16 protein-coding genes and 1 tRNA gene are annotated in these 15,542 nt (G+C 63.4%); 13 read left to right on the top strand and 4 right to left on the bottom strand.

Translation table 11 applies throughout. The annotated features are described in order from the left end of the window. Positions 1-127: 127 nt before the first annotated feature. Together NL528_RS13360 and NL528_RS13355 are read right to left on the bottom strand one after the other, a co-directional pair. Entirely contained in the window at positions 128-2,995 is a 2,868-nt protein-coding gene (locus tag NL528_RS13360; protein WP_309183119.1) for a winged helix-turn-helix domain-containing protein, read from the bottom strand. 931 nt (positions 2,996-3,926) lie between these two features. Continuing rightward, positions 3,927-4,003 (bottom strand) — tRNA-Pro (locus tag NL528_RS13355). A gap of 69 nt (positions 4,004-4,072) precedes the next feature. Here NL528_RS13355 and NL528_RS13350 point away from each other — a divergent pair. Genes NL528_RS13350 through NL528_RS13335 form a run of 4 tightly spaced genes read left to right on the top strand, consistent with a single transcriptional unit; the run spans position 4,073 to position 7,561 of the window. Further along, entirely contained in the window at positions 4,073-5,065 is a 993-nt protein-coding gene (locus NL528_RS13350; protein WP_309183118.1) for an L-threonylcarbamoyladenylate synthase, read from the top strand. 11 nt (positions 5,066-5,076) lie between these two features. Further along, positions 5,077-6,504: an FAD-binding oxidoreductase gene (locus NL528_RS13345; RefSeq protein ID WP_309183117.1), complete on the top strand. Its 1,428-nt coding sequence runs from the start codon at positions 5,077-5,079 to the stop codon at positions 6,502-6,504. Further along, the gene (locus NL528_RS13340; protein WP_309183116.1) at positions 6,501-6,956 is read left to right on the top strand and encodes a GNAT family acetyltransferase; all 456 of its coding nucleotides are present in this window, start codon (positions 6,501-6,503) and stop codon (positions 6,954-6,956) included. Before NL528_RS13345 ends, NL528_RS13340 begins: the two co-directional genes overlap by 4 nt. 23 nt (positions 6,957-6,979) lie before the next feature. After that, a complete protein-coding gene (locus NL528_RS13335) occupies positions 6,980-7,561 on the top strand; it encodes an NUDIX domain-containing protein (RefSeq protein ID WP_309183115.1) in 582 nt (193 codons plus the stop codon). Between the two features lie 16 nt (positions 7,562-7,577). Here NL528_RS13335 and NL528_RS13330 read toward each other — a convergent pair whose 3' ends face one another. After that, a complete protein-coding gene (locus NL528_RS13330; RefSeq protein ID WP_309183114.1) occupies positions 7,578-8,345 on the bottom strand; it encodes an SOS response-associated peptidase in 768 nt (255 codons plus the stop codon). A gap of 62 nt (positions 8,346-8,407) precedes the next feature. Here NL528_RS13330 and NL528_RS13325 point away from each other — a divergent pair, with 62 nt between their 5' ends. From NL528_RS13325 to NL528_RS13305, 5 genes are all read left to right on the top strand, one after another. Further along, complete coding sequence (locus NL528_RS13325; protein ID WP_309183113.1) at positions 8,408-8,926, top strand: hypothetical protein; 519 nt, start codon at positions 8,408-8,410, stop codon at positions 8,924-8,926. Between the two features lie 92 nt (positions 8,927-9,018). Continuing rightward, entirely contained in the window at positions 9,019-9,438 is a 420-nt protein-coding gene (locus NL528_RS13320) for an NUDIX hydrolase (RefSeq protein WP_309183112.1), read from the top strand. Between the two features lie 75 nt (positions 9,439-9,513). Further along, the gene (locus NL528_RS13315) at positions 9,514-9,903 is read left to right on the top strand and encodes a TIGR02301 family protein (protein WP_309183111.1); all 390 of its coding nucleotides are present in this window, start codon (positions 9,514-9,516) and stop codon (positions 9,901-9,903) included. Positions 9,904-10,055: 152 nt separating this feature from the next. Further along, positions 10,056-10,703 (top strand): HAD family hydrolase, encoded by a 648-nt coding sequence (locus tag NL528_RS13310; protein WP_309183110.1) that lies wholly within the window; start codon positions 10,056-10,058, stop codon positions 10,701-10,703. Between the two features lie 146 nt (positions 10,704-10,849). After that, positions 10,850-11,116: a hypothetical protein gene (locus NL528_RS13305; protein ID WP_309183109.1), complete on the top strand. Its 267-nt coding sequence runs from the start codon at positions 10,850-10,852 to the stop codon at positions 11,114-11,116. Positions 11,117-11,245: 129 nt separating this feature from the next. Here the strand turns inward: NL528_RS13305 and NL528_RS13300 are convergent, their stop codons facing one another. Then, positions 11,246-12,580: a dihydroorotase gene (locus NL528_RS13300; protein ID WP_309183108.1), complete on the bottom strand. Its 1,335-nt coding sequence runs from the start codon at positions 12,578-12,580 to the stop codon at positions 11,246-11,248. Between the two features lie 141 nt (positions 12,581-12,721). On the opposite strand from NL528_RS13300, the gene NL528_RS13295 reads away from it, so the two are divergent. From NL528_RS13295 to NL528_RS13280, 4 genes are all read left to right on the top strand, one after another. Next, positions 12,722-13,603: a folate-binding protein gene (locus NL528_RS13295; RefSeq protein ID WP_309183107.1), complete on the top strand. Its 882-nt coding sequence runs from the start codon at positions 12,722-12,724 to the stop codon at positions 13,601-13,603. Beyond that, a complete protein-coding gene (locus NL528_RS13290; RefSeq protein ID WP_309183106.1) occupies positions 13,600-14,226 on the top strand; it encodes a DNA-3-methyladenine glycosylase I in 627 nt (208 codons plus the stop codon). Before NL528_RS13295 ends, NL528_RS13290 begins: the two co-directional genes overlap by 4 nt. Then, positions 14,223-14,840 carry an HD family hydrolase gene (locus NL528_RS13285; protein WP_309183105.1) on the top strand — a complete coding sequence of 206 codons (618 nt, stop codon included), beginning with the start codon at positions 14,223-14,225 and terminating at the stop codon, positions 14,838-14,840. Before NL528_RS13290 ends, NL528_RS13285 begins: the two co-directional genes overlap by 4 nt. Before the next feature lie 76 nt (positions 14,841-14,916). Continuing rightward, the gene (locus tag NL528_RS13280; RefSeq protein WP_309183104.1) at positions 14,917-15,423 is read left to right on the top strand and encodes a protein-tyrosine phosphatase family protein; all 507 of its coding nucleotides are present in this window, start codon (positions 14,917-14,919) and stop codon (positions 15,421-15,423) included. Positions 15,424-15,542 lie beyond the last annotated feature (119 nt).

The following is a 15,542-nucleotide window of genomic DNA, read 5'->3' as shown; positions in this document are numbered from 1 at the left end:
GATGCAAAAAATTGTAAAATCAGCAAGGGCGGCTGTTCGGGCGCACTGGCGCGCTGGCAGTCAAGGGCAGCCGCAAACCGCTTCTGGCACGTCCTGCAAGGGCATCATCGGCACGCCTTGGGACGAGTTACGATCGTGACTGCAAATCTTCCAGGAGCGCGCGCGCCTGCTTGAGGTCTTCGGTTTGAAATCCTTCTGTGAAGCGGTCGTGGACGAGAGCAAGCTCATGACGTGCCTGATCCCGCTGTCCGCCTTCGGCGAGCAAACGCGCCAAGGTCATCGTCGACCTCAGCTCCAGGGCGAGCGCTGATTGGACGCGCGCGACTTCGATCGCTTCGGTCAGGCAACCAATGGCCGACGCCCGGCCATGCCGCGGCATCGCCGCAAGAATCTGTGCCTTGATCCGCAGAAGTTCGGGCATGTCGTACGTCGATCCGCAATCTGTCGCGCGCGCGATTGCGCCATCGACTGTGAGGAGGGCCTCCTCCACTTGCCCGCTCATGTGCAGCCCCTCGGCCAGCGCTCCAGCAAAGAGCGTAAGCAAGATATTCAGCTTTCTAGCGGAAAGGGTCTCCAGCGCACTCCGTAGCAAGTCGACGCCGGGTCCCACTTCGACGCGGGCAATGGCAAGGGCTCCCTTCAGTCCGAGGCCGGCGGCGCGGTACGGCTCGATCGAGTGTCGTCCCGCATATTCGATGAGTCGTTCGACGTAGTCGCTGGCAGTCCGGAAGTCGCCGCTCCAAAGAAAGACGGGCGAACCGTAGGTCAGCGCAACGCATATCGAAAGCGGATTATCTCGGCTCGCCGCTCCGTCGACGGCGTTTCTTGCGATACCGCGCGCCTGGTCGGGAAAGCCGCGCAGCCACAAGGTGCGGGCGAGGCTAATGGGAGCGTAGATGCGATGATCAAACCCGAAGAAGTTCGGGATGACCGTGCCAGGCTCGGCCGCGCGAGCCATGCCTCGCTCACCGTAAAATTGGGCAGCGGCCTGGTCGCCCATAAAATGGTAGCAGGTGCCGAGCATGAAATCCGCGACTACCAGGCCCGCCGGGTCTTGGGCGCCCTCCGCGAGCGTTGCGCTCTGCTGCGCAGCCGCGAGCGCGGCACGGAAATCGCCGAGCCGCATGAGAAGCCGATACGAGCCGTAAAGAAGCTGCAGTTGGTGACGCGGGTCGCCGAACGCCTCCTCAAGCGCAAGTCCGCGCTCGATCGCGGCGCGCACCCGGTCGGCGTTTCCGCTTATATACATCGATGATAACGCAAGGGCCTCCTGAAGGATCATCTCCTGTCTGGTGCCACGGGCTGCGTTATCGAGGCAGGCGAGCGCCCGTTCGCACCACCGGTCGCACTCCTCGAGCAGTGACAATCCGATGAACAGGGGCGCCGCCCAGGTAGCGAGTTCCACGCCAACCGCGACATCACCGTCGGCAGAGAATGCCCATTCGAGCGCCGCCCGCACATTGCCAATGTGCGAAGTGTATCCCGAAAGATCCTGCTCGCCTAACCTCGATTGAACGATCTCGTCGTGTTGGAGAAATTTGGAAAAAAAGCTCGCGTGCCGCCGGGCGACGCGATTCGCTTCACCCCGCTCGGCGAGCTTTGCTCCGGCATAGGCGCGCGTCGTGTCGAGCAACCGATAATATGTGGGACCGTGTACTGGGATAGACGATATCAGCGATTTCGCAAGCAAGCTTTCGAGTGTCTCTGTAGTACTCGCCCGGTCTATCTCCGTCTCGGATGCAAGATAGCAGGCGGCCTCAAGCGTGAAATCCCCTACGAAGACCGAGAGTCTGCTAAGAACAACCCTTTCGCACTCCGAAAGCAGGCTGTAACTCCAATCGAGCATCGCATTCAGGGTCTGGTGGCGGGGCAGCGCGGTTCGGCGGCCGTGCCAGAGCAAGCTGAAGCGATTGTCGAGCAGCTCCGCAATTCCATGAATCCCGAGAGACCCGGTGCGACTCGCGGCAAGCTCGATGGCTAGCGCGATTCCATCAAGTCGGCGGCAGATCGTGGCGACGATCGGCGCATCGATATCGCTCAACGATGCGCTATAGCCGCTAGCGGTCGCCCGCTCCATGAATAGCTGGGCAGCAGGATATTTCAGTGCTTCCGCGGCAGTCAGGTCGGCATCCGCGGGCGGACAATCAAGTGAATACAATAAGTGGACGCGTTCACCTTCGACACGGAGCGCTTCGCGACTGGTCGCCAGGATATGCGCTTGTGGTGCCTCACTGACGACCCGTTCGGCCAACACCGATGCCGATTCAATCACGTGCTCACAATTGTCGAGAATGAGGAGGATCTTCTTGTCGCCGAGAAACGCCACAAGGCTGCCGAACGGGTCGCTGGCCTGAACCATGAACCCGAGCGCCGAGGCGACCGCCGTTGGGACGAGCTGGGGATTGGTCAGCGCGCCAAGATCGACAAAGGAGACCGCGCCGCTGAAACCGTTCAATAACGCATGCGCAACAGAGACGGCGACGGTCGTCTTGCCAATTCCTCCTGGGCCGACGATGCTCACGAAGCGGCCCATGGTGAGCTGCTCTGATACGGCCCGAACGGCTTCATCTCGACCGACCATCCGTGCCAATCGCGGCGGCAGCTTCCTGGGTCGCTCGCCGTCAGCGTTTCCTTCGGCCGCAATCGGCCGCCCTATCGGGCGTGTGACAGGCGCGACAAAACAATAACCGCGACCGGCAACGTTCGATATGTAACGGGCGCCGCCCTCTCCGTCACCCAGGGCTTTCCGCAGGGTGGCAATCTGAACGCGGAGATTGGCCTCATCCACCGTTACATTTGGCCACGCAATCGAGATCAGTTCCCTGTAACTGACGACCTCGCCAGCCCGCTCCGTCAGCGTGATCAGAACATCGAGCGCGCGTCCGCCTAGCGGTATCGGCTCATCAGCCCTTTTGAGCAGCCTGCCGGCCACCAACAGACTGAACGGGCCAAAGGAAAGGGCGTCCTTGGCCTGGAAATCACGACGACCATTCATTCAAGTGTTCCGCGCTCTTGGAGAGGCATAGCGGATTCTCTGCGACGCGGAACTTTGATGAGGGAAGCCGATGCTTCTTCGCACCGAACCCGCGCGCCTTCTCCCGCGCGATGCTTAATCCGGGCGAGCAGGCTGTCAACGGCTCCCACTCATCCGCGGCAGCACCCCGACCACGAACCGAGATCGCATCGGGAACGACAGAGTACAGCATAGGACGATGACGTGCAGTCGACAAGTTTGCGCTCGGCGCGGGAGCCGGCAGGGTATTCCGTGCAGGAATAGGTGTTATTGCGAGGATAGGTCTGCCGGGGTCGTGCCCCGCACAGCACCTAGCTGCTCACACCCAGCGACAGCCATCTGCGCCGCTCTTCAGCGGTCAGGAGACGCTGGTGCCCGGAAGACATGCGGTCCACGATTAGGGGGCCTCATTTTTCACAAGCTGACGTTCGATAACGGCTCTTTGCAAGAGTTGCGGCCCGGCAAAAATCGGGATCACAAATTTCCAGACTGCCGGGTGAGATCACGCTTCTCGGCGCACATTTCATTCCAAGAAGCCTTGCTACTTATTCGTCGCATTCGGAGCGAATTCGCCACTCACTCCGTTTCGACTGCGCATCGTCCTCCTCGCATCCAGATCTTAACGGGCTTGATGCTGCTGTACGCCGTCCTCACAAGGTTAGCGGCGGTCGAAATGTTCGTGAGATCAACAACACACCAAAAAGTGGGATCTGGAGAAGCCAGGCGTCGTCAAGCCCGGTTGGAAGAAGTCGCGATGAACGAAATGCTCAACATGCCCCTGACGGGTGCACCATCGGACGCGTGATGAAGAGCCTCGTGCGCGCCGTGAAAATGCTGCGTGCATTTTGCGTGCAAAATCGAGATTTTTGGTCAATAACGGGCCGCGAGAGCGTGGCCCAAGCCATTGATTACTTGGTCGGAGTGGCAGGATTTGAACCTGCGACCCCTGCGTCCCGAACGCAGTGCTCTACCGGGCTGAGCCACACTCCGACTAAGAACGCGGCTTATAGCCGTGGGTGTCGGCGACCGCAAGCCGCCGAATTAAGGAAGTTAATCCCAGTGAATGTGGGCCTGAAAACGCTGATTTTGCCTGCCGGCGCGGCCGCGACCGCCGCCGCGGCGCGCGCGCTTGCCGATGGCGCCCTGGTTGCGTTCCCGACCGAGACCGTCTACGGCCTCGGCGCCGACGCCACCAATGCCGCCGCGATCGCCCGTTTGTACCAAGCCAAAGGCCGGCCGGCCTTCAATCCGCTGATCGCCCATGTCGGCGACCTCGGCGCCGCGCGGCAAATCGGGCTTTTTGACGCCAAAGCGCTGGCGCTTGCGGAAGCGTTCTGGCCGGGCCCGTTGACGCTGGTTTTGCCCAAAACAGCCGATTGCGCGGTGGCCGATCTCGCCACCGCCGGCCTCGACACCGTCGCGATCCGGATACCGGCGCATCCGGTGGCCCGAGAAATCCTGCGGCTGTTCGGCCGCCCGGTGGTGGCGCCGTCCGCGAACCTGTCGGGCCACGTCTCGCCGACCACGGCCGCCCATGTGCAAAGCGACCTCAACGGCCGGATCGACCTGATCGTCGATGGCGGCGCGGTCGCGGTCGGCGTCGAATCAACCATTGTCGGATGTTTCGAGGCCCCGATGCTGCTGCGCCCCGGCGGCCTGCCGCGCGCAGAGATCGAACGCGTGCTCGGCCGCGCGCTGGTTCAACCGCCGGTGGATGCCGACAGCGACAGCGGGCAACCCTTGGCGCCGGGCATGCTGGCGTCGCATTACGCGCCGCGCGCCACCGTGCGGCTGGGAGCAATGCGGATCGAGCCCGGCGAGGCGCTGCTGGCGTTTGGCTCCCATCCGGTTTCGGGAATTGACGCCGCATCCGCCGTGATGAATCTGTCCGCCCGCGGCGATCTTGCCGAGGCCGCGGCCAATCTGTTCGGCTATCTTCGCGCCCTCGACACCCGGGGCGCACGCACGATCGCGGTGATGCCCATTCCGGACGATGGATTGGGCGAGGCCATCAACGACCGGCTGCGCCGCGCAGCCGTGGGGCGGAAATGAAAGAGAAGCGAATGAATATCGTTCAAGCCGCCGTGCCGCCGCTTGCACCCGAACTGATCGCGAAATTCCGCGCCATCGTCGGCGACAAATATGCGGTCACGGATGCGGCCGACATCGCGCCTTACGTCACCGAGGAGCGCGATCTGTTCCACGGCCGCTCGCCTTTGGTGTTGCGCCCGGGCTCGACCGCGGAAGTCTCCGCGATCTGCAAGCTGGCGTCAGAACACCGCATCGCGCTGGTGCCGCAGGGCGGCAACACCGGGCTCGTCGGCGGACAGACCCCGCATAATGGCGAGGTCGTAATCTCGATGCGGCGGCTGGACAAAATCCGCGAGGTTGACGCCGCCTCCAACACCATGACCTGCGAGGCCGGGGTGGTGCTGCAGGTTGCCCAACAGCGCGCCAGTGCGGTCGACCGGCTGTTTCCGCTCTCGCTCGGCGCCGAGGGAAGCTGCACCATCGGCGGCAATCTCTCCACCAATGCCGGCGGCACGGCGGCACTGGCCTATGGCGTGGCGCGCGAGATGGCGCTCGGGCTCGAAGTGGTGCTGGCGGACGGGCGGATCCTGAACGCGCTGTCGAAGCTGAAAAAGGACAACACCGGCTACGATCTGCGCAATCTCTTCATCGGCGCCGAAGGCACGCTCGGCATCATCACCGCGGCGACGCTAAAACTATTTCCAAAGCCGCGCGCGATCGAGACCGCCTATGTCGGCCTCAAATCGCCGGCGCAGGCGCTCAAGCTGCTGTCGATCGCGCAGAACGAGGCCGCCGGCAGCCTCACCAGTTTCGAATTGCTGGCCGACATCGCGGTGGATTTCTCGATCCGTCACGGCATCGACATCCGCGATCCGCTGACCGGCAAGCACCCCTGGTATGTGTTGATGGAATTGTCGTCCTCGCGCGACGATGCCCGCGATGCGCTGGAATCGATCCTGGCGAAAGGCATGGAAGACGGCATTGTCGACGATGCCGTGATCGCGGCGAATTTGACCCAGCGCGCGGCGTTCTGGAAACTGCGCGACGAGATGTCCGCGGCGCAGAAGCCGGAAGGCGGCTCGATCAAGCACGACATCTCCGTGCCGGTCGCAGCCGTGCCCGATTTCATCGAAGCGGCCAATGCGGCCGTGGTGAAGCTGATCCCGGGTTCGCGGCCGGTGCCGTTCGGCCATCTCGGCGACGGCAATATCCACTACAATGTCAGTCAGCCGGTCGGCGGCAACGCCGCCGACTTTCTGGCACGCTGGCACGAGGTCAACGAGGTCGTGTTCGCGATCGTGCTGCGGATGGGCGGGTCGATCTCCGCCGAGCACGGCATCGGCGTGCTCAAGCGCGACGAATTGCCCGAGGTCAAGGACAAGGTCGCGATCGAACTGATGCGCGGCATCAAGGCGATGCTCGATCCGCTCGGGATCATGAACCCCGGAAAAGTGCTGTGAATAATTCTGCGGCCGCTCAAGTCCTGAGCATCACGGCGATCGAAGATGCCGAAATCCCCGAGGTGATTGCGCTGTGGCAGCGTTGCGGTTCGACGCGGCCATGGAACGATCCGGCAAGCGACATCGCGCTGGCGCGCCAGGGAACCAACTCGACGGTACTGCTGGGCCGCCATGACGGCGCGCTGGTCGCCTCCGTGCTGGTCGGCCATGACGGCCATCGCGGCTGGGTCTACTACGTCACCGTCGATCCGGAGTGCCGCTATGCAGGCTTTGGCCGCGCCATCATGAATGCCGCCGAAGAGTGGCTGCGTGCCCGCGGCATCGCCAAACTTCAACTGATGGTTCGCAAGGAAAATACCAAGGTCCACGCATTCTACCAGTCGATCGGCTATTACAACCAGGAAACCGTGACCTTCGCCAAATGGCTCGATGGCCGCGAGCCCACGCCATAGTCGCAGCGATTGAGCAGGCAGGCATGACCATCTCCGAACGCGTCCGCGTCAAGAACGTGCAGATCCTCTCCGACGATTATTATGTGCTTAAGAAGACCACGTTCGAATACCACCGCGGCAATGGCGAGTGGCAGACGCAAGACCGCGAAACCTATGACCGCGGCAACTGCGCTACCGTACTGCCCTATAACCTCGCTCAGCGCACCGTGGTGCTGGTGCGCCAGTTCCGCTACCCGGCCTACGTCAACGGCTACGACGATCTGCTGATCGAGGCCGCCGCGGGCGTACTGGACGGCGAAGCGCCCGAGGTGAGGATCCGCGCCGAGGCGGAGGAGGAAACCGGGTACCGGCTCGGCGATATCAAGAAGATCTTCGAGGCCTTCACCAGTCCGGGCTCGGTGACCGAGAAACTGCACTTCTTCGTCGCCGAGTATGATCCTTCGATGCGGATCGGCAGCGGCGGCGGCCTCGCAGACGAAGGCGAGGACATCGAGGTGCTGGAATTGCCGATCGACCAGGCGCTCGCCATGATCGCCGACGGCCGCATCGTCGACGCCAAGACCATCATGCTGTTGCAACACGCGGCGCTGCATATTTTCAGGTGAGCATCGCAGGGTGGACTCAAAACAGCGACCCCTGCCCGTCATCCTCGGACGCTGCCAGCGCAGCTTTGCGCGCCGCGGTCTTCTTCGCCGGCTTCGGTTGTTCCGCCGCCCTCTCCTCGTCGCTGATCGGCAGGACCAATTGCGCGTCGTCATTGGCGACGCGATTGACCCGGGTCGAGACCTCATGCCAGCCAAATTCGCCTTCGGCCGGCCCGGTCAACAGCGCCATGACGGCTTCGGCGTCGTTGGCCCGGCCATCGAGCCAGCGCTCGAAATCATCGGGCGCAATGGTCACGGGCACGCGGTGATGCAGCACGGTCAGATCGCGGCTGGCCGGCGCGGTGACGATGGCGACGCTGTCGATCTCCTCGCCGTTCGGCCCCATCCAGGTTTCCGCCAGCGCCGCAAAGCCGACCGGCTGGCCGTCGCGGCGGTGGATGAAGAATGGCCGTTTGCGGCCGGCGCTATCCTGCCATTCGTAATAGCCGTCGGCCGGAACCAGGACCCGCCGGCGCTTGATGGCGTTCTTGAACGCCGGCTTGTCCTGCACCGTCTCCGAACGCGCGTTGATCAGCAGGCTGAATTTGCGGGGGTCCTTGACCCAGGCCGGCAGCAGGCCCCAGCGCATCAGCCGGAAACGCCGGCCGCCATTTTCGAGGATGACGACCGGGATCGGCTGGGTTGGCGCAATATTGTGCCGCGGCGGGAAATTGGGCTGCTCGGCATAGCCGAAAATCTGCCTAAGTGCCGCCGGCGGCGAGGTGATTACGAAACGTCCGCACATTATCTGACCAAAGATAGTAGCCGTTTAGTTGCTGTTAACGTCAGGTGTTAACACTGGAATCGATGAGTTCGACAGCTTCCTCCACATGCGCGCGATCCGATCGCTCGACACCGCGACCGACCGGCACCGACGCGGAGGCCTGGACGGCGAAGCTGCGCGCCGCCAACATCAACCCCCGCACCGGGCTCGCCACCGATTATCTGAATCATTTCAACGAAGCCATCATGCTGCTGGAGATGGTTCCGGACATTCCTGAGTGCTCGGAAGACTTCCTGGCCTGGTACCCGCTGTCCTATGCCGAGCATTTCATGCTATCCAATTTCAAGGCCCGCGACCTTGCGATCGAGGCCTACGAATTGGCCGACACCAGGATTCGCGCCGAGTTCGACAACATCACCTCGACCATGACCTCGATCCTGACCGCGGTGGGCCAGGCGATGCGCGAAGTCCGCCAGGACAAGACCCGCGCAACGCTGGCCGAGCAGGCCACGATCTGGGTCAAGCCGCTGGTGACGCTGGCCGGCGGCATCATCAATGGCGGCACCGATGCCGACGTCGAAACCATCATGGCGAGTAACTGATCGCCGACGGCGATGGCGCCGAATTAGACCTGCGCGTGTCGATGAGGCATGATCGGGTCCGAAAAACCGGTTCCACCTTTCCGGATCGTACCTTGGTCGCCCCCCTGCAACCGTCCCGTCCCCAGCTCGCCGTCAGCGGCGCGATCTTTCGCGATGGCAAGGTGCTGCTGGTGCGCCGCGCCCGTTCGCCGGGCAAAGGCTTCTATTCGTTCCCCGGCGGACGGGTCGAATTCGGCGAATCGCTGCATACCGCCCTGCACCGCGAGGTCGATGAGGAAACCGGACTGAAAATCGAGATTGTCGACCTTGCCGGCTGGCGCGAAGTACTGCCGGGAACCGGCGGCGGCGGGCACTATCTGATCATGTCGTTCGCGGCCCGCTGGAGGGCCAAGGAGCCGGTCCTGAACGACGAACATGACGACTTCAAATGGCTCGAGCCCGATGCAATCGGCGATCTCCAGGTCACCGGCGGCCTCCAGGAGGTCATTGCCGCCGCCCGGCGGCTGATTTAGGGCCCGATTGCCCAGTCTCGCGCGCCTTGCTTCCAGCCCCCTGAGGAGGCATACCACGCGGGTTCGGAACCCCTCATGTCCAAGAAATTTTCGGCCTATTTGCTGGCCATTCTCATCATCGTCCCGGCCTGCCATCTCGGCCCCGCGCGGGCCCAGGATGCGGCGGCGCCGTTCGACGGCGACCTGCAGCGGCTGGCCGAGATCCTCGGCACGCTGCATTATCTGCGGGGCATCTGCGGCACCAATGAAGGTCCGAAATGGCGCAACGAAATGCAGGCGCTGATCGATGCCGAAACCCCCTCCGGCGACCGCCGCGCACGCATGATCGCAGGCTTCAACCGCGGCTATAACGGGTTTCAGCAGACTTACCGCACCTGCACCCCGGCGGCCACGGTGGCGATCCGCCGCTATATCGAAGAAGGCTCCAAGATCTCGCGCGACCTGACCGCGCGTTACGCGAATTAGGATTGACGATGAGTGGTCGCCTGTTGCCCATGCTTCGAGACGCTCGCTTAGCTCGCGCCTCAGCATGAGGGCGGTTATGTTGCAGCAAATTCAACCTCATCCTGAGGGGGCCGTCTCGAAGGATGGGCCGTAACACCGGTATTTGATCCACCATGGACGCGATCTTCTTCGATCTCGACGGCACGCTGACGGATCCGAAACCCGGCATCACCAGGTCGATCCAGTATGCGCTGCAAAAACTCGATCAGCCGGTGCCGTCGCAGGACGAACTGACCTGGTGCATCGGCCCGCCGCTGCGCGATAGCTTCGTCACGTTACTGGGCGGCGACAGCCGGACCGACCTGGCCGTGACGCTCTACCGCGAACGCTTCGGCGATGTCGGCCTGTACGAGAACGCCGTCTATCCCGATATCGAACACATCCTGGGCGCGCTGAAGCAGTCGCATGGCCGGCTGTTCGTCGCCACCAGCAAGGCCAGAGTGTTTGCCGAGCGCATCATCGAGCACTTCGGCCTCGGCAGCTATTTCGAGCAGGTGTTTGGCGCCGAACTGGACGGCACACGAGTCCACAAGAGCGATCTCCTGGCCTACTCCCTCGACAAGGCAGCCGTGGAGGCGTCGCGGGCGCTGATGATCGGCGACCGCAGCCACGACATCATCGGCGCGAAAAACAACGGCATGGACGCACTCGGCGTGCTCTACGGCTACGGCAGCCGCGAAGAGCTGATCGAGGCCGGCGCCCGCCATGTCTGCGCCAGCCCACGCGCCGTGCTCGACCATATTACGGGGCGCTCCGGCTGACCGGCGGAACCCTGTTTCAAATGCAAATGCGGACAGCCGCGTTAACCTTTCCTAAAGATGTAGTCTAGCCGGTCCCGCGGCGCATGCTACACCTCGGCCATCAGATGCGCTCCGCCCTGGATCGCGTGCAAATTTCGTTGAGTTTCATGAGCCATCCAGCGTCCTTTTCGATTCACCGCGACCCGCTGCCGGATCACGAACAGAAGCAGGCTGCGCTCGGCTATCTCAACGAGGCCTGGGCCGAAGCGCGGCACGATGGCGTCGACGGCGATTGCCTGGCGCAGGCCAGCCTGTTCACTGCCCTGGCCGAACTGGTCTCCACCTACGGCGAAGACGCGGTCGCGAAATTCGTCGAGGGCCTTCCGGCGCGCGTGCGCAACGGCGAGTTTTCGCTGGCGCTGGCGAAGCAGTAGGACTTGCTCCGCCTCTGGTCGTCATTGCCCGCGAATGCGGGCAATCCAGTACGCCGCGGCTTCTGAATTACTCGCTGACGTCTCTGGAATACTGGATCGCCCGCTTTCGCGGGCGACGACAGTTGTGAATTACACCTTCAGCGTCTCCAGAAACCGCACCGGCTCGCCCGTCGACGGCGTCGCCACCTCGCCCTGCCACATCACCCGTCTGCCGCGCACGAACGTGCCGACCGGCCAACCGGTCACGCGCACGCCGTCATAGGGCGTCCAGCCGGCGCGCGAGGTCACCCATTTGTTGGTGATGGTCTCGCTGCGCTTGAGATCGACGACCGTGAAGTCGGCGTCATAGCCCGCCGCGATCCGGCCTTTGCGGGCGATGTCATACAGCCGCGCCGGACCTGCGCTGGTGAGATCGACGAAGCGTGCCAGCGACAACCGCCCGGCATTGACGTGATCGAGCATCAGCGGAACCAGCGTCTGCACGCCGGTCATGCCCGAGGGCGAGGCCGGATAGGTCTTCGCCTTTTCCTCCAGCGTATGTGGGGCGTGGTCGGAGCCGAGCACGTCGATGATGCCCTGCTCGATGCCGTACCAGATGCCGTCGCGATGATCGGCCGAGCGCACCGGCGGATTCATCTGCGCGCGGGTGCCTAGCCGCTCGTAGCATTCGGGCGCAACCAGCGTCAGGTGATGCGGCGTCGCCTCGCAGGACGCGACGTCCTTGTGGTCGCGCAAGAACTCGATCTCCTGCTTGGTCGAGATATGCAGCACGTGAATGCGTTTTCCGGTCTCGTGCGCGAGCTTCACCAGCCGCTGGGTCGCCATCAGCGCCGCGGTTTCGTCGCGCCAGACCGGATGCGAGCGCGGATCGCCCTCGACGCGCAGCGGCTTCCGATCATTGAGGCGGTATTCGTCCTCGGCGTGGAATGCGGCGCGGCGCCGGATCACCCCAAAAATCCGCCGCAGGCTTTCGTCGTCCTCGACCAACAGCGCGCCGGTGGAGGAGCCGATGAACACTTTTACGCCGGCGCAGCCCGGCGCGCGCTCCAGTTCCGGCAAGTCCTGCACGTTCTCGCGGGTGCCTCCGATGAAGAACGCAAAATCGCAATGCATGCGGTGACGGCCGCGCTTCACCTTGTCGGTGAATGTCGCTTCGGTGATGGTGAGCGGATCGGTGTTCGGCATTTCGAACACCGCGGTAACCCCACCCATGACAGCGCTAAGCGACCCCGTTTCGAGGTCTTCCTTGTGGGTCTGGCCCGGCTCGCGGAAATGCACCTGCGTGTCCATCACGCCGGGCAGGATATGCAGCCCCTTGCAGTCGATCACCTCGCCCGCCGAGGCCTGCCCCAAACCGCCGATCGCGGCGATCCGGCCATTGGTGACGCCAATGTCGCGGATGCCCTCACCGTCCTGATTGACCACGGTGCCGGATTTTAGAATGGTATCAAATCGCTGATTCATCGGTCCTCGACGCCCGCTTTTGAGTGGTCGCGCGGGCCTTGTTGACGGCACCTTAGCGCCTTACGTTCCCGTGTGATATCCGCGACCGGTGTTTCCCCAGGAACTTCAAAAAAGAACGTCGAAAAAGGGCCATTTCAGCGAATGAAAGCAGCGTTTCTTCCAGACCGAGGCGTGGTCAAGGTCAGCGGCGAGGATGCCCGCAACTTCCTCAACGGCCTCGTTACGACCGATGTGACGCTGCTTCGCCCCGGCCTTGGCCGGTTCGGCGCATTGCTGACGCCGCAGGGCAAGATCATCACCGATTTCCTGATCACCGAGGCCCCGGCCGGCCATGGCGGCGGCTTTCTGATCGATGCCCCGCGCGCGCTGGCGCCGGGACTTGCAGCCAAGCTCGGCTTCTACAAGCTGCGCGCCAAGGTCGCGGTCGAGAATCTCACCGACAGCCTCGGCGTGCTGGCGGTCTGGCGCGGCGAACCCGCGATGAAGCCCGATCTTGCATTTGCAGATCCGCGCAACGACGCGCTCGGCTGGCGCATCCTCGTGCCCGAAGAACTCAAGCAGAAGGTTGCCGATTTGATCGGCGCCGAACTCGTCGACAGCGCCGACTATGAGGCCCATCGCATCGCATCTGGCGCCCCGCGCGGCGGCCTCGATTTCATGTATGGCGACGCGTTTCCGCACGAGACCAATATGGATCGCCTGCACGGCGTCGATTTCGACAAGGGCTGCTATGTCGGACAGGAAGTGGTGTCGCGGATGCAGCATCGCGGGACCGCACGCACGCGAACCGTGCGGGTGGTGCTGGAAGATCTGTCGCCGGAACCGGGCGCGACAATCCTTGCCGGCGACAAGGCGGTCGGCACCATGGGTTCGACCGCCGGCGGCAACGGTCTGGCGCTGATCCGCACCGATCGCGTCGCCGATGCGCTGGAGGCCGGCCTGGCGCTGACCGCGGGCGGCCTCGGCATCCGTCTGGCCGATCCGGACGACGTTCGCACCCCACCGAAGCAGACCGTCGCATGACCAGGTCCGCGCGCCTGCATGCCGATGGCAAGATGCGATGCCCGTGGCCGGGCGAAGATCCGTTTTACATGGCCTATCACGACACCGAATGGGGCGTGCCGGAATATGACGACCGCGCGCTGTATGAAAAACTGATTCTGGACGGTTTCCAGGCCGGGCTGTCGTGGATCACGATCCTGCGCAAGCGCGAGAACTTTCGCAAAGCGTTCGACGATTTTCAACCGGAGAAGATCGCGCGCTACAATGCGAAAAAAGTCGAGGCGCTGATGAACGATGCCGGCATCGTCCGCAACCGCGCCAAGATCGAAGGCGCGGTCGCAAGCGCAAAGTCCTATCTGAAGATCATGGAAGAGGGCGCCGGCTTTTCGAAATTCCTGTGGGACTTTGTCGACGGCAAGCCGAAGGTCAACAGCTTCAAGACTACTGCCAGCGTGCCGGCGTCGACGCCGCTTTCGATCAAGCTGTCCAAGGAACTCGGCGCGCGCGGCTTCAAATTCGTCGGCCCCACCATCGTCTATGCCTTCATGCAGGCCACCGGCATGGTCAACGACCATCTGGTCACCTGCTTCTGCCACGAAACCTGCAGCGGCACCCATCGCAGCCCCCGCCTCAAGACCAAATGACGGCCCGGAAATCGTCCGCCTCCGATGTCTCGACCCGCGTCTGGCAGCGGATGCTGTCGGGGCGGCGGCTCGATCTGCTCGATCCCTCGCCGCTCGATATCGAAATCGCCGATATCGCCCATGGTCTCGCGCGCGTCGCGCGCTGGAACGGGCAAACCAGCGGCGCGCATATCTTCTCGGTGGCGCAGCACACGCTGCTGGTCGAGGCCGTGATGCGCGAGCAGATGCCGCGCGTCGACATGAAATTCCGGATCGCGGCGCTGCTGCACGACGCGCCCGAATATGTCATCGGCGACATGATCTCGCCGTTCAAGGCGGTGCTCGGCGGCGACTACAAGGTGGTGGAAAAGCGGCTGCTTGCGGCGATCCACATCCGGTTCGGGCTGCCGCCGGTGCTATCAGATGAGATCACGCAGAAGATCAAGGCCGCCGACCGCGGGGCGGCCTATCTCGAGGCGACGCATCTGGCGGGCTTTGCGGAAGCTGAGGCCAAACGCCTGTTCGGCCGCGATCCCGGCCTGCCGGCCGCCACCGAGCGCGATTACATGACGCCGTGGACCGCTGCGAAGGCCGAGAAGCGGTTTTTGACGCGATTCAAGCTATTGCACGGTTGAACGCTGCGCCCGAACCTGCTTTCACCACCCTGCGCGCGGGCCTATAATCGCGTTTCCAGAGGACGCAGGAATCATCATGCTTCACGTCTGTTCGCTCGCAGCCCTTCCCGAGACCGTCAAGGCCACCGGCGCCAGCCATGTTCTCACCGTGATGGCCAATGTCGATCAGGTGCAGCGGCCGGCCTCGATTCTCGCGGCCAATCATCTGAAAGTGCAGGTCGACGACATCACCGAACAGATGGATGGGTTTCTGGCGCCATCGGAAGAGCACATCGAGAAAGTGCTGAACTTCGTCCGCGGCTGGGACCGCAGCGCGCCGATGGTGGTGCACTGCTATGCCGGCATCAGCCGCTCGACCGCCAGCGCCTTCGCCGCCGCCTGCATGCTCAATCCGCATCGCGACGAGATGGCGATTGCGCGCCAGATCCGCGCGGCCTCCCCGATCGCCGCACCCAACCGGCTGATCGTCAGCCTCGCCGACAAGGCGCTGGGACGCGACGGGCGGATGCTGCGCGCGCTGGACGAGATGGGGCCGGGCAGCATGATCGTCGAGGGCCGGCCGTTCCAGGTCGATCTCGAGTAATCCCGCGCAAATACCTCGCGGCCGCATTGAACTTTTAGCCGCCAGACCTGCACTCACTGGATTGCGACGGGCCGTGAAACGGATCGGTTAACGATCCGACGCGCCCGCCCGGAGGCCTG

It is taken from the genome of Bradyrhizobium sp. Ash2021 (assembly GCF_031202265.1).
In the GTDB taxonomy this organism is placed as follows: domain Bacteria; phylum Pseudomonadota; class Alphaproteobacteria; order Rhizobiales; family Xanthobacteraceae; genus Bradyrhizobium.
Note: the sequence above shows the minus strand (reverse complement) of the source record. Positions and strands in the feature narration are given on the sequence as shown.

Bases quoted from the DNA above. Each gene is read 5' to 3' on its own strand.
- NL528_RS13290 (WP_309183106.1), top strand. From the start codon at position 13,600: ATGACCAGGTCCGCGCGCCTGCATGCCGATGGCAAGATGCGATGCCCG.
- NL528_RS13300 (WP_309183108.1), bottom strand. From the start codon at position 12,580: ATGAATCAGCGATTTGATACCATTCTAAAATCCGGCACCGTGGTCAAT.
- NL528_RS13310 (WP_309183110.1), top strand. From the start codon at position 10,056: ATGGACGCGATCTTCTTCGATCTCGACGGCACGCTGACGGATCCGAAA.
- NL528_RS13325 (WP_309183113.1), top strand. From the start codon at position 8,408: ATGAGTTCGACAGCTTCCTCCACATGCGCGCGATCCGATCGCTCGACA.
- NL528_RS13360 (WP_309183119.1), bottom strand. From the start codon at position 2,995: ATGAATGGTCGTCGTGATTTCCAGGCCAAGGACGCCCTTTCCTTTGGC.
- NL528_RS13330 (WP_309183114.1), bottom strand. From the start codon at position 8,345: ATGTGCGGACGTTTCGTAATCACCTCGCCGCCGGCGGCACTTAGGCAG.
- NL528_RS13285 (WP_309183105.1), top strand. From the start codon at position 14,223: ATGACGGCCCGGAAATCGTCCGCCTCCGATGTCTCGACCCGCGTCTGG.
- NL528_RS13280 (WP_309183104.1), top strand. From the start codon at position 14,917: ATGCTTCACGTCTGTTCGCTCGCAGCCCTTCCCGAGACCGTCAAGGCC.
- NL528_RS13305 (WP_309183109.1), top strand. From the start codon at position 10,850: ATGAGCCATCCAGCGTCCTTTTCGATTCACCGCGACCCGCTGCCGGAT.
- NL528_RS13345 (WP_309183117.1), top strand. From the start codon at position 5,077: ATGAATATCGTTCAAGCCGCCGTGCCGCCGCTTGCACCCGAACTGATC.
- NL528_RS13295 (WP_309183107.1), top strand. From the start codon at position 12,722: ATGAAAGCAGCGTTTCTTCCAGACCGAGGCGTGGTCAAGGTCAGCGGC.
- NL528_RS13335 (WP_309183115.1), top strand. From the start codon at position 6,980: ATGACCATCTCCGAACGCGTCCGCGTCAAGAACGTGCAGATCCTCTCC.
- NL528_RS13315 (WP_309183111.1), top strand. From the start codon at position 9,514: ATGTCCAAGAAATTTTCGGCCTATTTGCTGGCCATTCTCATCATCGTC.